Origin of the sequence: Halobacillus aidingensis (genome assembly GCF_900104185.1) — a bacterium.
Lineage (GTDB): Bacteria > Bacillota > Bacilli > Bacillales > Halobacillaceae > Halobacillus > Halobacillus aidingensis.
In genome coordinates this window covers 75,918-89,673 of the sequence record NZ_FNIZ01000011.1, presented here as the reverse complement: position 1 = coordinate 89,673, position 13,756 = coordinate 75,918, and the positions used below count along the sequence as shown (strand labels likewise).

General features: G+C 44.4%; 15 protein-coding genes. 3 read left to right on the top strand and 12 right to left on the bottom strand.

What is annotated here, in order from left to right; genetic code table 11:
* Positions 1–19: 19 nt before the first annotated feature.
* From mraZ to BLS23_RS12060, 4 genes are all read right to left on the bottom strand, one after another.
* A complete protein-coding gene (gene mraZ, locus BLS23_RS12075; RefSeq protein ID WP_089652804.1) occupies positions 20–451 on the bottom strand; it encodes a division/cell wall cluster transcriptional repressor MraZ in 432 nt (143 codons plus the stop codon).
* A 162-nt stretch (positions 452–613) separates the two neighbouring features.
* A complete protein-coding gene (gene bshC / locus BLS23_RS12070) occupies positions 614–2,239 on the bottom strand; it encodes a bacillithiol biosynthesis cysteine-adding enzyme BshC (protein WP_089652803.1) in 1,626 nt (541 codons plus the stop codon).
* Between the two features lie 817 nt (positions 2,240–3,056).
* Positions 3,057–3,440 (bottom strand): DUF3397 domain-containing protein, encoded by a 384-nt coding sequence (locus tag BLS23_RS12065; RefSeq protein ID WP_089652802.1) that lies wholly within the window; start codon positions 3,438–3,440, stop codon positions 3,057–3,059.
* Entirely contained in the window at positions 3,437–4,318 is an 882-nt protein-coding gene (locus BLS23_RS12060; protein ID WP_089652801.1) for a ketopantoate reductase family protein, read from the bottom strand. The genes BLS23_RS12065 and BLS23_RS12060 overlap by 4 nt, the downstream gene beginning before the upstream one ends.
* A 159-nt stretch (positions 4,319–4,477) precedes the next feature.
* Between BLS23_RS12060 and BLS23_RS12055 the strand changes: the two genes are divergently transcribed.
* Positions 4,478–4,963, top strand: a complete 486-nt coding sequence (locus BLS23_RS12055; protein WP_089652800.1) for an N-acetyltransferase — start codon at positions 4,478–4,480, stop codon at positions 4,961–4,963.
* A gap of 83 nt (positions 4,964–5,046) precedes the next feature.
* Here the strand turns inward: BLS23_RS12055 and BLS23_RS12050 are convergent, their stop codons facing one another.
* The 4 genes from BLS23_RS12050 to BLS23_RS12035 all read right to left on the bottom strand — a co-directional run bounded on the left by BLS23_RS12050 (position 5,047) and on the right by BLS23_RS12035 (position 7,758).
* Positions 5,047–5,529: an RsfA family transcriptional regulator gene (locus tag BLS23_RS12050; RefSeq protein ID WP_089652799.1), complete on the bottom strand. Its 483-nt coding sequence runs from the start codon at positions 5,527–5,529 to the stop codon at positions 5,047–5,049.
* A 64-nt stretch (positions 5,530–5,593) separates the two neighbouring features.
* On the bottom strand, positions 5,594–6,349 hold the full coding sequence (locus tag BLS23_RS12045; RefSeq protein ID WP_089652798.1) for an enoyl-CoA hydratase/isomerase family protein: 756 nt from the start codon (positions 6,347–6,349) through the stop codon (positions 5,594–5,596).
* A 667-nt stretch (positions 6,350–7,016) separates the two neighbouring features.
* Positions 7,017–7,190, bottom strand: coding sequence for a 50S ribosomal protein L32 (gene rpmF / locus BLS23_RS12040; RefSeq protein WP_035505553.1), 174 nt, complete (start codon positions 7,188–7,190; stop codon positions 7,017–7,019).
* Positions 7,191–7,236: 46 nt separating this feature from the next.
* Positions 7,237–7,758, bottom strand: a complete 522-nt coding sequence (locus BLS23_RS12035; RefSeq protein ID WP_089652797.1) for a YceD family protein — start codon at positions 7,756–7,758, stop codon at positions 7,237–7,239.
* A 205-nt stretch (positions 7,759–7,963) separates the two neighbouring features.
* Here BLS23_RS12035 and BLS23_RS12030 point away from each other — a divergent pair, with 205 nt between their 5' ends.
* Positions 7,964–9,178, top strand: a complete 1,215-nt coding sequence (locus tag BLS23_RS12030; RefSeq protein WP_089652796.1) for a nucleotidyltransferase — start codon at positions 7,964–7,966, stop codon at positions 9,176–9,178.
* A gap of 144 nt (positions 9,179–9,322) precedes the next feature.
* Here BLS23_RS12030 and BLS23_RS12025 read toward each other — a convergent pair whose 3' ends face one another.
* Positions 9,323–10,354 (bottom strand): SepM family pheromone-processing serine protease, encoded by a 1,032-nt coding sequence (locus BLS23_RS12025; protein WP_089652795.1) that lies wholly within the window; start codon positions 10,352–10,354, stop codon positions 9,323–9,325.
* Entirely contained in the window at positions 10,351–11,148 is a 798-nt protein-coding gene (locus BLS23_RS12020; RefSeq protein ID WP_089652794.1) for a patatin-like phospholipase family protein, read from the bottom strand. Before BLS23_RS12020 ends, BLS23_RS12025 begins: the two co-directional genes overlap by 4 nt.
* 149 nt (positions 11,149–11,297) lie before the next feature.
* Here BLS23_RS12020 and ylbJ point away from each other — a divergent pair, with 149 nt between their 5' ends.
* Positions 11,298–12,509: a sporulation integral membrane protein YlbJ gene (gene ylbJ, locus BLS23_RS12015; protein WP_089652793.1), complete on the top strand. Its 1,212-nt coding sequence runs from the start codon at positions 11,298–11,300 to the stop codon at positions 12,507–12,509.
* 26 nt (positions 12,510–12,535) lie between these two features.
* Here the strand turns inward: ylbJ and coaD are convergent, their stop codons facing one another.
* Together coaD and rsmD are read right to left on the bottom strand one after the other, a co-directional pair.
* On the bottom strand, positions 12,536–13,012 hold the full coding sequence (coaD, locus tag BLS23_RS12010; RefSeq protein ID WP_089652792.1) for a pantetheine-phosphate adenylyltransferase: 477 nt from the start codon (positions 13,010–13,012) through the stop codon (positions 12,536–12,538).
* Between the two features lie 12 nt (positions 13,013–13,024).
* Entirely contained in the window at positions 13,025–13,597 is a 573-nt protein-coding gene (gene rsmD, locus BLS23_RS12005) for a 16S rRNA (guanine(966)-N(2))-methyltransferase RsmD (RefSeq protein ID WP_089652837.1), read from the bottom strand.
* Positions 13,598–13,756: the final 159 nt, after the last annotated feature.

Sequence of the window (13,756 nt, the reverse complement as noted above, 5' to 3'; positions counted from 1 at the left end):
TTTCACTCGTTTCTATCGATCAGATATCAAAATCCAACATATTTTCTGCAATCTCAGAGAAGGACTCTTCCGATGCCTCGAAATAACTTTCCCATTCATCATGACTCCAAAACTCTATCCTATTGGATACGCCGATGACGACACATTCTTTTTCTAATGATGCATATTTTCTAAGAGGTTGTGGAATGTTGATTCTTCCTTGCTTGTCTACTTCACATTCAACAGCTCCAGAGAAGAAAAAGCGGGTGAAAGCGCGGGCATCTTTTTTAGTTAAGGGGAGTTTTTTCAGCTTCTCTTCAAGCAGCTTCCACTCGTTCATAGGATAAGCAAACAGACACTGATCTAAACCTCGGGTGAGGACAAAGCTGTCACCAAGGTCCGGGCGGAATTTTGAGGGTACGATGATCCGTCCTTTTGTATCAATGTTGTGTTGAAATTCACCCATGAACATAGAGTTCCCCCACCTTCTAATTTCACCTTACCACATCGCCCCACTTTTCTCCACTTACTTTTTAATCATTCTCTTCCCATGAAAAAAATCCTGCCCGTGAAGGCAAGATTTTAAAGGGTTTTATTGTATTTTTTTGTGGTGGGAGATGGTGGAGGACCTACCCTACAAATATACGACATAATGATCGTTTTTAAAGCTCAAATGGTGTCTGTTCATCTGCTGAAACACCGTCGTTCCGTACTCATTCACCCATGGGACGATGCTCCACATCCTCTCTTGCAATCCACCACCAGGATGGAGCGTCCATTCCATGTTTTCAAACTGATCCATCTCATGTTGATGACGGGATTCCATGGAGTGGTGCAGTCGTTTCTCTAAAAAGTCGATGTTTTCCAGGATATACTCTAAATTCTTCTCAGCCAGTTGACCGAGATCCGCACCTAATGACGCTGATTTTTCACGAAGTGGTGCATGAATGCTGTCTATTTCTTTCTTCACCTGTTCAGTTAGATGGCGGACTTGAGGCGTACTTTGGGAAGCGATCCAATTCATCTTCTTCTCTTTCACCCCAGATCGGATCACTTCATCCGTAGAAATATGGAATTTTTCCAGCTGTTGGCCTGTCTTCCTGTCAATCATTGTAAAGGATAGACGCGGAAGGACAGGCGGCATACATAACCCCGCCGCTTCAAAAGCTGGCTTTAAAACAGACCAGTAATTAATTTCTCCCGGACCTCCGATAAAGGCGAGGACTGGGAAAAGCGCCTCCTGCATCAACGGCCTTGTTACCACATTATTGCTGAGAAGCTCCGGGGTCTCTTTGGCAACCTTCAAAAGCTCTGTCTCCGTCAGGACGACTTCATTGTTTTTCCCTCTATAATTCCCTTCTTCATCTCGGACCAGCAGAACTCTTTCACCTTCGAAGCTATAGAATATGTGGGCGTCATCAAGCTCACTATCCAGAAGTGTCTCATACCCTTCCTGCCGGTTTTTCTGCAAGACCGCGTACACACCACTGGCCATTTCTCTATTTTTTTCAATCATCGTGCTGAAGTACGGAGTTTCAAGCCGGCGGACTTCCGGGTCGTGAGCATCGATTAACACGAGTCCTTCATCAGGAAAAAGATGATAAACCACTTTGGCAAAAAAGTCGCTGTACGTGTCGGATTCTTTCAGCAACCTTTCCACTTCTTTATAAAAGTCATGCGTGTGCTCTGTTTCCTTAACCATTCCGAAAACATCCTTCAACCAGGACGAAGCTTTTTGCTGATCGATGGTGATCTCAGAAACGGAAGCTTTTGTCTCAGGGGTATGATCGATGGTCATCTTTTCCATGCCGTTTCCCTGTTTCATCATGATATGGTGAATCTCATCAAAATCATGATCCTCCCCAGCAATCCAAAAAACAGGGATGACCGGTTTACCAAGGTCTCTTTCCTTTTCCTTCGCAAGCTGCAAAACGGAAATGATTTTATGCACGGAATAAAGCGGACCTGTAAGCAAGCCAGCTTGTTGTCCAGCGATGACGACGACACTTTCTTCATCTTTCAACTTTTCAATATTGTTAAACGTCCGCTCAGGAGCCTCCCACCTTCTATTCATATGATTCAGCACATCAGACAGCTCATCCCTTTGATACGTTTGATTCCTTATTTCAGATAACCGACGCTCCCAAGTAGATTCTTCAAACGGGTGGTGGTTAAACCGATCAGCTATTTTTTCATAATCGTTTTTATAGTCACGAAACAACGTTTGTTTCGGTTCAAGTTCAATCGGTTCGATACGCATCTCTATACGACTCCTTTATAGGCAATAGTTACATGGTTTAATTATGTATCCTATTGTATTGTACAAAAAACCACTACAGACTTCACATTATCTGTTTGAAACCTGTAAATTCAATATAAGCTACCTACTCTGTTAGACTCGGTTTCGAGATGTTTGTAGTGTGGATAGGGCTGCGGGGAATAGCTCGCTTTCCGCGGGAGCGCGGTGAGCCTCCTCGAGCTTCGCTCTGCGGGGTCTCACCATGCACTTATTTCCCGCAGGAGTCTCCTCAATTCCCCTCCGCCCCTTTACCATATAAGTGTCTCGAAACCACTTCCGGAATAAGTTGCTTTTATGCACATGGTAATTGGAGGAGAATCAACTCCCAAGCGCAGCTATTCTGCATACGGTAGGCTTGGCAAAGAGCGCTTTATGCTTATCACACCAGGATAGTGGAAGGCATCTTTCCTTAGTGAAGGGGTTCGTTTCTCACGTATATCGAATGGGGTGGTTGGGAAGCTGCGAGACTCCCGTGGGAGAAAGGAGATAGGCGAGATCCCGCAGGACGTAGTCCGAGGAAGCTCGACACTCCCCCACAGGAAAGCGAGTAGCTTCCCAGCCACCCCTGACGCTCAACTCGAGCAACGAACCCCGAAACATCCCGAAATCGAGTCTTCCACAATCCTGCCATATACTTTAATAACTAATAATGAAATTTACCATACGAAAGAGACTTTCACATGGGTAAGCACAGCCTTTTTGACTTGGGCTGTGCTTATTGATTCCTTCTATTATTTTATGTCGGACTAAAGAATTCATGTAAAACCCTTTTCATGCGCTAGCTGAAGAAGACTCTTGTTACAAGACCAAATGTGCTCAACCCCATATAGAAAAGGATGAACAAAAGAAAACTCACGCGCCAAAATCCTTTGAGTGCGCGGAAGAGGCGGACTTCTTCGTTTATTCTATATTGCGCGACCATCGACATTCCTAAGAGGATCAAAAGGAAGACAATAATGAAAGGTAGAAAGCTTCGGTCAAACAAGACGACAAGCAGGACATGGACCGACATAATAAAAATAGGCGCGGTATAGTTCGCTGTGCGGTGCAGGGCCTTTAACTTATGTTTGCTCCATTTTCTTGCACATAGATAGAAAATTACTAAGAAAGGAAGAGGCAGAGTAACCAGAAAAGCAACCGTATAGACAATCAGATCACTCATCTTTTTCGAACACCCCTTTCATATTCGAGTGCATGAATCGCATGCACGACGAAGTGATGGTAAGGAAGTGGCTTTTTACCATAATCAAGGATGTAACCACTAATGCTGTCCACTTCTGTCAACCTATTTTCTGTAATGTCCTTCAACATCGAGGAATGATTTTTTCCTGTTGTTTCGGCAATTTCCTTCACTCGCTTCCATTCTTCAGAAAAGGAAAGGCCTAGAACGGAGCAAGCTTCTTCGCACAACAAGCGGGCCAGTTCGTTTATGGATGGGTTCGTGAGGATAGAACGGTTCTGTTGAGAGAATAGTGCAGTAAGAGGGTTGATTACCGTATTTATGATTAATTTGCTCTTTAACATAGGCTCATATTGTTCTTTAAAAAAGACTGGAAAATGTGCGGTATGTAATTCCTTTGAAAGGGCTTGTCCATGAGTGGGATCCATCCTTTTATAGACAGCTATTTGAATATTCCCCATTCCTCTATGATCGACTTCGTTCGGACCTTTAGCCAGTGCTCCATGTTCTATGACACCGACACAACTTTTCAAACCGGATTGTGATAGTTTTTCCAAATGCCCCATCCCGTTTTGAAGGAATAAATAGGGGGCGTCACCTGGAAGGTCTTGTTCGAGAAAACCATCCATCGCATGTTGTTTGATGGTCACCACCCATAAGTCGTAACCTTCACTCATTTGTGTAACAAGGTGGGCATAAACGGGCACAGGTTCTGTAAATTGTTCGCAGATGATGCCTTCCGCCTCAAGTGTTTTTCTTTGTTGTTCATGTTTGACAAACATATGCACTTCGTGATGTTTACCTAAATAGGCCCCTGCCAATAATCCTATGGAACCTGCCCCTATGATTCCAATTCTCATGACTATCTCCTCATTTCGTACTAATCTGCTTCACTATTGTAGCAGATTCCGAAACGATATTGCAGTCGATTCTTGTCCAATGTATTATTATTCATTTCATTCTGAAAATTTTTATATTATAATAAGGGTATAGACAGATATTTGAAAGGGGATTCTTTCATGATGACGAAAACAAGAGTTCAACCTTTATTAGTGAACTATAAGACACTTGAGGAGTTTAAGCGGTTCAAAGAATATGGGAACCAGGAACTTGCAATGCTCGAGGACTTAGAGAGCAATATCGTGGAAAACGACAGTGAGTCGCCATTTTACGGAGTGTATTATGGAAGCGCTTTAGTTGCGCGCATGAGTTTATATCGAGTCAAAGCGAAGTATGACCATTATTTTGATCCTTCCCAAGACTATCTGGAACTGTGGAAGCTTGAGGTCCTGCCGGATTACCGTGGGCTGGGTTATGGAAAAGCGCTCGTAGAATTCGCTAAAAGTTTTGATTTGCCGATTAAAACGAATCCTAGAATCAATTCTCATGGATTTTGGGAGAAAATGGGCTTTCAGAAAGCTCATTATGACGTAGAACGTGACCTTGGAGAGAACCCACTGATTTGGATGCCTTCAGGCGTGGAAGAAAGAGACGTAAACGCATAAAATATGAATGAGGCCGCTACACAATGTTGTAGGGGCCTTTGTTTATGATGGTAAATGATATGAATGGCTGGAGAAACAATCGTTCAAACACCACTCTCACTTTTTCTTTTTTCTCTTACCCAATGGACAAGTTTATCCATTTCATTCCACGCCGCTTCCCACTGCTTCAATTCTTCTCTAAGCTTCTCATTATCTTCATTGAGCTTTTTCAATTGGGTCTCTAAATTTTCTTTCCCATAATCTTCGAACTGCTTTGTTTTCATCTCTTTCAGAAACGAGATGGCGGCATCCAAAGACATCGGTGTATCGTCAGAAGACTTAGAGGATGAATAAATCGTCCGTGTGGCTTTACGGCTGTTTTTAGCATCCTGGATTTCTTTCTGGTATTCTTTCCTTACAGTCGCATTCCATCTGAACCCACATGCAGCAGGTGTTCTGTGCAATTGTTCAGCCACTTCCTGGAAGGCTTCCAGCTGGGTCTTCCCTTCACGAATGTGCTTCAAAACCGTTGTTGCCAATAACAGATCTTCCTCGTCCTTCCAGGCATCTTGTCTTGGGGCATCCATAGCATCCCTCCTCTATCGTTTGCTTATAGTTATGCAGGAGGAATGATTGATAGAATCGCATTTCTCATCTTTTTCTCTTAGCTTCAAAGTTTCGAACCGCTTCTTTATGCTCATCCGATTCCCATAACAGGGAGCATTGCCTGACCTCACGATCCATACGTTCAGAGAGCGTTTGTAAATCCATGTGCTCCATATACTGCCGCTTAAAAATTTTCATTTGTTCAGGAGTTTTGTTAAGAAAAGATGAGAAAATATCTTCTCCCCAGTTTACTGTAATCATCTTATGTAACCAACCAATTCGATAGACTTGCTTTGCTGTGTACATATCAGCATCCATCAACCAATGAGCAGCTATGTCACTTTTCACCCGCTGGTATAGAAGTGTACCTCCCCCCCATCCAGGAATTATGCCTAAATTGGCTTGGACGAAGCCAAAAGAAGCGCTCTCTGTTCCATATCTAAAATCACACGCTGTTGCAATTTCACACCCACCGCCCCTTGCTTGTCCATTTAATACGGCAATCGTAGGGACCGGAAAAGTTGCTAGCTCATACAGCACTTCTTTCATCGGATGCAGCGTCGCGTAAGCTTGTTCAGCATTCATTTCCCCGTGAAGTTCACGCAAGTCTCCTCCTGCGCAAAAAGCGCGATCCCCTGCACCTGTGACGACAAGAAATTTCAGGTTTTCTTTCTTCAACTCTATGACCGCTTGATAAAATTCTTCCGTCATTTGTTTGGAAATCGCATTCATCTTTTCTGGTCGGTTCAAGGTTAAAACCGCATACCCCTCTTTTTTCTCTACTAGAATTAATTGTGACACTCTCTCCACCCCTTCCAATACTAATGTACCAGAAATCTATAAAATTTGTTCAACTATATGGCAGGATCCTTGAAGACTTGATTTCGAGATAACTGGGATTCGTTTACCGTATTTAGAGTCAGGGGTGGCTGGGAAGCAACTCGCTTTCCTGTGGGGGAGCGCCGAGCTTCCTCGGACTACGTCCTGCGGGATCTCGCCTATCTCCTTCTCCCACGGGAGTCTCGCAGCTTCCCAACCACCCCATTCGATGTATGTGAGAAACGAACCCTGTACCAACTTGGATGGTCTTCCACTATCCAACTGTTAGAAGCATAAAGCGTTGTATATCAAGCTTTCAGGATTAATGAACTTGGGTATGAGAGTTGACTCTTACGCTCCCATCAAGCTGGATAGCTACTTATCCAAGAAGTGGTTTCGAGATACATATATGGCAAAGGGGCGGAGGGGAATGGGGAGACTCCTGCGGGAAAAAAGTGCTTGGTGAGACCCCGCAGAGCGAAGCTCGAGGAGGCTCACCGCGCTCCCGCGGAAAGCGAGCTATTCCCCGCAGCCCCCCTCCACTCAATAAAAGTCTCGAAACTGAGTCTTCAACAAAAGGGAGCGGTATTGGAAGAGTTTTTAGACATAAAAAAAGACCTGACTGGTGTCAGGCCTTTTTTTGATGAACTTAGTCGTTCACCACTTGTTTTCCATTATATTGTCCACAAGATTTGCAAACATGGTGTGGTTTTGAGTACTCGCCACAGTTATCACACTGAACCATTCCTGGTGCGTGAAGTTTCTTGTGAGTACGACGTTGGTTTTTGACTTTCTTAGACGTTTTACGCTTAGGTACTGCCATGTTGTACACCTCCTTTAAGGGATTTCTGAGAACCATAACATATTGTTTACTCGTTCTCTTCTTCATTTAATAATGATTGCAGTTTAGCCATTCGAGGATCCACTTTCGTTTCCTCAGGTTCCTCTGTAACCACCTGCCAGCCCTTCCCTTCCTGGGGGGCTGCTTCATGAGCCTCATCATCATTGGAAAAAACGCGAGTCGGAATCTCCAACTGTACATTTTCCTTGATATAAGGCGTTAAGTCAAGCACTTCTCCATTCACGGAATGAACTTCAGAGTCATCTTCTTCTGTATGGTAAGGTGACAGATTAAATGCCTCCAGAGCATCAATGTGAAATGGATAAGTCACATCAACTAACGTTCGGGCACAAGGCAACACCATTTCTCCATCAATCGAAAAAGTTACCGTTATATCATTTCCTCGAGTCATTGCTTGACCTTTGACATGAACAGGGGAAATCCTGCGAATGTCATTGTTCAGTTGTTCTAATTCGCGAATATCTACGTCATCCTCAAAGTAGAACGGCTCATCACCTGTCTGCTTGAGTTTTTGTAGAGGAAATTTCATAGTTATCACCTCATGGCAACAAGAGTTATTGTAAAAGGATTTCGCTGATTTGTCAATATTTTTTCTTTACAGCATATCCTTATTCTCGTGCGGTTTTAGTAAGATTCTCATATTTCACGGTCAGGAATGCGAAATTTCCATAGTATCATGATAAAATAAACCAAACACTTGTTCAATAGTAAAGAATCGGATGGGAGGATCTTTTGTGAAATCATGCGGAGTAGTTGTTGAATATAATCCTTTTCATAATGGACATCTTTATCATTTGGAAGAATCGAAAAAACATGCAGAAGCCGATTGTATGATCGCCATCATGAGCGGGAACTTTTTACAACGTGGAGAGCCTGCCATTATCGATAAATGGTATCGAACAAAAGCCGCGCTCCTTGGTGGTGCGGACCTTGTACTCGAGCTCCCTTTTCTTTATGCGGTTCAACATAGCGATTATTTCAGCCAGGGAGCCATCCAGACGCTTGCGGAAGTCGGGGTGGACAGCATTTGTTTCGGTAGTGAAAACGGCAGGATCACTGCGTTCACAGAGGCCTTTGAGCATATGAACAAACACCAGGAAGAGTATGATGTGACCGTGAGAAGGTATTTGAATGAAGGATACTCCTATCCAGAGGCTTCCCGCCTTGGATATGAATCCATTGCTTTCCCCTCGGGTTCCATCGATCTCACTCAACCGAACAACATCCTTGGTTATAGTTACGTGAAACAACTTCTTACTTATGCTCCTGATATCGAACCACTGACCGTATTACGGAAAAATAATCACTACCATGATGAAGAAATCCATGGAAAGATTGCAAGTGCTACAAGTATCCGAAAAGAATTGCTCGAAGAAAAAGGCATGACAGAAAAGGCAGAACAGTCGCTTCCCCCTTCCACGGTCGAGGTCTTACATCAGTATAAAAATAACCATGGCATATGGCACGACTGGGAAGCTTATTTCCACTTGCTTCAATACAAGATCATGACGATGGAGGAAAGTACCCTTCGCTGTTTCCATGGGGTCGATGAAGGTTTGGAATATCGTTTGAAAAGGACCATCAAAGAAGCTACAACATTCCATCAGTTTATTTCTTCATTGAAAACGAAGAGGTACACATGGACACGTCTCCAGCGAACTCTTGCCCACATCCTAGTAGGAACGGACAAACAAGAGGCCCGTGTTTTTTTAAGAGAAACCCCGCCTCCTTACGCAAGGATCCTTGGTATGTCGGAAACCGGAAAAAAATATTTACGCGCCGTGAAAAAAGAAACCTCCATACCACTCATTACTCAACCCCAGCAGCTCGATCATGAAATGTTGGATTTGGAAGCAAGAGCCGCTGCCGCCTATTACAGTGTCTTAACCCCTGAGCGTAGAGTGGATCAATTGAAACGAGAATACGGCCCTCCTGTCATCCATTCATAAGCGGGACAACACCCTTAAGATCTCTAAGGACGCGAGTGTCAAGGAGCTTAGAGATGATTTCACAGCGGAAGGCTACTGGATAGTAGTTTATACTCTCTAAACAATGTTAAAAACAGCCGCTCCCTCATTGGAACGGCTGTTTTCTTATGCTTCCTGCTTCGGCTCTAAGTCTTGCAGATAATCTAACGCATCTTGGAACGTATCCACAGGTACGACTTTCATATCGGTATCGATTTCTTCCGCCGTTTCTTTGGCGATTTGATAGTTGGATCCTTCTCTTCCCTCTTCATTCGGAGCAAAGAAAACTTCGGCACCGTGGTCGGAAGCAGCCACCACTTTTTTATCAATGCCTCCGATTCTGCCTACCTGTCCTTCATAGTTGATTTCACCGGTACCTGCAATTTCATAACCTTTTGTGATATCCGGTTCTGTCAATTGATCATAAATTTCCAGCGAAAACATCAGTCCGGCACTCGGTCCTCCGATTTCACCACTTTTGACGTTCACCTTTGGATTCACGTCCACTGTTCGGTCGGTAACAAGCGAAATACCAACACCGACTTTGTCAGGGTTATCAGGGAAAGGAGCCAGTTCAAGTTCCCGTTCGATTGTCTCCTCATCTCTCACAATGGTGAGCATCACAGAATCCCCTTCCCCCTTGTTACTCACATAGTCGATCAGGTCGCTCGTCTCTTGAATGTCCTGACCATCGACCTTCACAATCTGATCGCCCGTTTCTAAAATCTCTTCCGCCGGCATGCCTTCGATCACGTTCATGACATAAACTCCTTCGTAGTTGATGTCAATTTCTTTGCCGGCTGCTTGATAGGCGACGACTTTCGAAGCTTCTTGAGAAGATTCCATCATTTGCAGCTGGGCATGAAAATACTCTTCCTCCGACACCCCTTCCGGCCGAATATCTTCTAATGGGTAGATTTGATGGAATGGACGGACCTGGGCGAGTACCCATTGGATGGGTGTCGCTTGTCCCCCACGGACGGTTACAAGATGCATCTCCCCTTCACTGTCGAAGCCGCCCTCGACTTCGACAATGTCATTCAATGCATCCGCTGTTCCCGGCTTATAAATATAATAAGGGAGGCGGAAGGCCCCCAGGAATGCCACGATAAGTACAGTTATAATTCCGGTGATGATCAGTCTACGATTTGCTTTCATTCGTCATTTGACTCCTTCCACGCAGCGAGCTTTTTCTTTATTTCTTCTATGCGATCTTCCGCTGCTTTCTCCCCCGCCTCTACAATTTCCTGGATCTTCGTAAAAGCCCGGGAGCTGAACTTGGATACATCCGGCTTGATCATCACATCCGCATCAGAGGAGACACCAATAGCTGTAACTAATTCATCCTGCATAATATCAATGCTCTGTGTGATCACATCATAGATGGAATTAATGTTTGGATCGGAATCAAAATGCGCACAATCCACTGCAATAATGAATGCTGCCCCCATATCTTTCACCACAGAGACAGGCACACGATCAATGACCCCTCCATCAATATAAAGACGGTCGTCGATTTTTTCAGGAACGAAAATCCCGGGAATCGCAATGCTTGCTCGGACCGCTTCACTTGCAGGACCTGTCGTAAAGATTTTTTTCTCTCCGGCATACAAATCCGTTGCGACAATGGACATCGGCGTTTGAAAATCCTCGATGTTCTTTCCGAACGTGAAAAGCCGGATGTATTCCTTGATTCTTTTCCCTTGTACAAATCCCATTTTGGGGACAGTGAAATCCAAATAGTACTTCCGTTTAAACGTAAAGGCGAGTTTATACATATCTTCAATTCTTTGTCCGGCAGCAAAAAAAGAGCCAACGAGCGCTCCCATGCTGCTCCCTGCAATGAAATCAACGGGAATATCATGTTCACGAAGGACCTTCAGAACACCCAAGTGCGCAAAACCACGCGCCCCTCCAGAACCTAAAGCCAATCCAATCATTGGTCTCGCCACTCGTCATTCCTCCTTCATCCATGTGGTTTATTTTATGGAATAAACCATTCCCTTATGAGCGTACACATGGAATATAGACAACCTGTGAGCACGCGTCGAAATCTATTCCCATTCTACTATTCCTATGATGAGAAGTACAGAAAACAGCCATGTCTAAGGAGGCGTTCTCGATTTCCAAATTGAAAACCGCCGCATTGACGCTGCTCGCTTCGGCGCTTGCGGTTTCCTTGATTTTATATCCACGAGATGCCCTGTCCGCTAGTCTCAGGGGCCTTGATCTTTGGTGGGAAATCGTCTTCCCTTCCCTTCTACCATTTTTTATAACCGCAGAATTTTTAATCGGATTCGGTGTTGTCCACGGACTCGGTGCCCTTAGTGAACGGTTCATGAGACCATTGTTCAATGTCCCCGGATGTGGCGGGTTCGTTTGGGTGATGGGCATGGCAAGCGGCTATCCCTCTGGTGCAAAATGGACCGCGGACCTTCGTAAAAAAGGACAAGTGAGCCGTGTAGAAGCAGAGAGACTCGTTGCTTTCACAAACGCTTCCAGCCCGCTATTCATTTTCGGAGCGATCGCAGTAGGATTCTTTCACGATGCAAGCCTTGGCATTCTCATTGCCATCGCCCATTACGGCGGGAATTTTCTAGTGGGCATCGGCATGCGCTTTTATAAGAGAAATGATCAGGAACGAAGCATGGACAGGGCTTATTCTTCATGGAAAGATGCTTTCAGTAAAATGCACCAATCCCGGCTGGAGGATGGCCGGACGCTGGGGAAATTGATGGGGGATGCGGTCACGCGATCTGTGGACACGCTTCTTATGGTCGGTGGTTTTATTATGCTTTTTTCCGTCCTTACAGAATTGTTGAAGCAAACGGGAGCTATTCATATTTTTTCGCACCTGCTCTTTTATACAGGACTCCCAGAAACTTTCCATGTTCCTTTTACAGCAGGCATGCTGGAATTGACGACAGGCATCGGTGCGATTACCGAAACACATGAACCATTGCTCGCTCAGCTTTTGATCGTAAGCTTTATTCTCGGTTTTCACGGGTTTTCGATTCAGGCGCAAATCGCAAGCATCCTCGCTGAGACGGATATTCGATTCAAACCATATGCACTGGCAAGGATTGCCCATGGTTTTGTTGCGGCAGGACTGATTTATGTGTTGTATTTCGTTTACCGTCCTTTTCAACAGCAGAGCATGCCAATCTGGAATCCTAATGAAAACTTTACCACCCCCATTCTCGCATTTTTCAACCATTATGGACCGCCGATTACTTTGCTCATGATCATGCTCATGATCGCGGTCAAATGGAACAGTGAGCGTAAAATGAAAAAACGATCCCTACGTATTTAATCCGTAGAGATCGTTTTTTAACTTCCTTAAAATTTTTCCGAAAGAGCTTTTTCTACAGGGGGCGGTACAAGGTCACTGATGTTCGCTCGGTATTTTGCCACCTCTTTGACAATGCTTGAACTCAAGAAAGAGTATTGATTGTTTGTCATCACGAAAAACGTTTCAATATCTTCATTCAGCTTCCGGTTCATGGAAGTGATTTGCATTTCATATTCAAAATCACTCACAGCCCTCAAACCTCGAATGATGGCATGCGCTCCTTTTTCCTCTGCATAATCCATCAAAAGGCCACTGCAGGCATCCACTGACACATTGTCGATATCCTTTGTTACTTCTTCCAACAATTTCGTGCGTTCGTTCACATCAAATAGAGGAGATTTACTCTGATTGTTAAAGACCGCCACAATCACGTGGTCAAAGACTTTGGCCCCTCTTCGGATAATATCCAAATGTCCATATGTAACGGGATCGAAACTTCCCGGGCAAATCGCAATACGTGTCATACCCTTCTCTCCTTACTCAAAAATCGATACACCGATATTACTTCCATAATGATCGGTTTTCATACGTTTCAGACGCCCCACTTCTTCAGGTATTTTTTCTGAAGCATCGTGTTCACAAACGATGGTCGCATGTTCACCGACCAATTCAAATTCTAAAAGCGCTTCCATTAAGTCCTGATAAGATAACTTCTTATAGGGTGGATCGAGGAAAATATAATCGAACGTCAATCCCCGTTTACCAGCCGCCTTGATCGCGCGCATGGCATCGGTTTTGAAAACTTCTGTGCGCTCATTAATGTCGAGCGTTTTTATATTTTCATAAATGGTTTGGATCGCTTTTTGCTGTTGATCGACGAACACACAAGAATCCACGCCACGGCTCAAAGCTTCGATCCCGAGACCACCGCTCCCAGCAAACAAATCCAGAGCTTTACCGCCCTCGAAAAAAGGGCCGATTCCATGAAAGACCGCTTCCTTCACCTTATCTGTCGTCGGTCTGGTTTTATGTGTAGGGACAGATTTCAACGGACGTCCCTTAAATTCACCAGCAATCACTCGCATCCTGTACACCTCACTTGTCAGCATTCCCCATAATCCTACCACAAAACAGACTCCACAGGGAAGTACAGGGTTTGGAAGTGCCCTGGGAGACACGACAAGCATAAGCCGAGCCTTGCAGTGGAGCTGGCTGGAAGATTATTCAGCCATAAAATTTTGCACATTTTTTTATTTCAAGTGAATAAG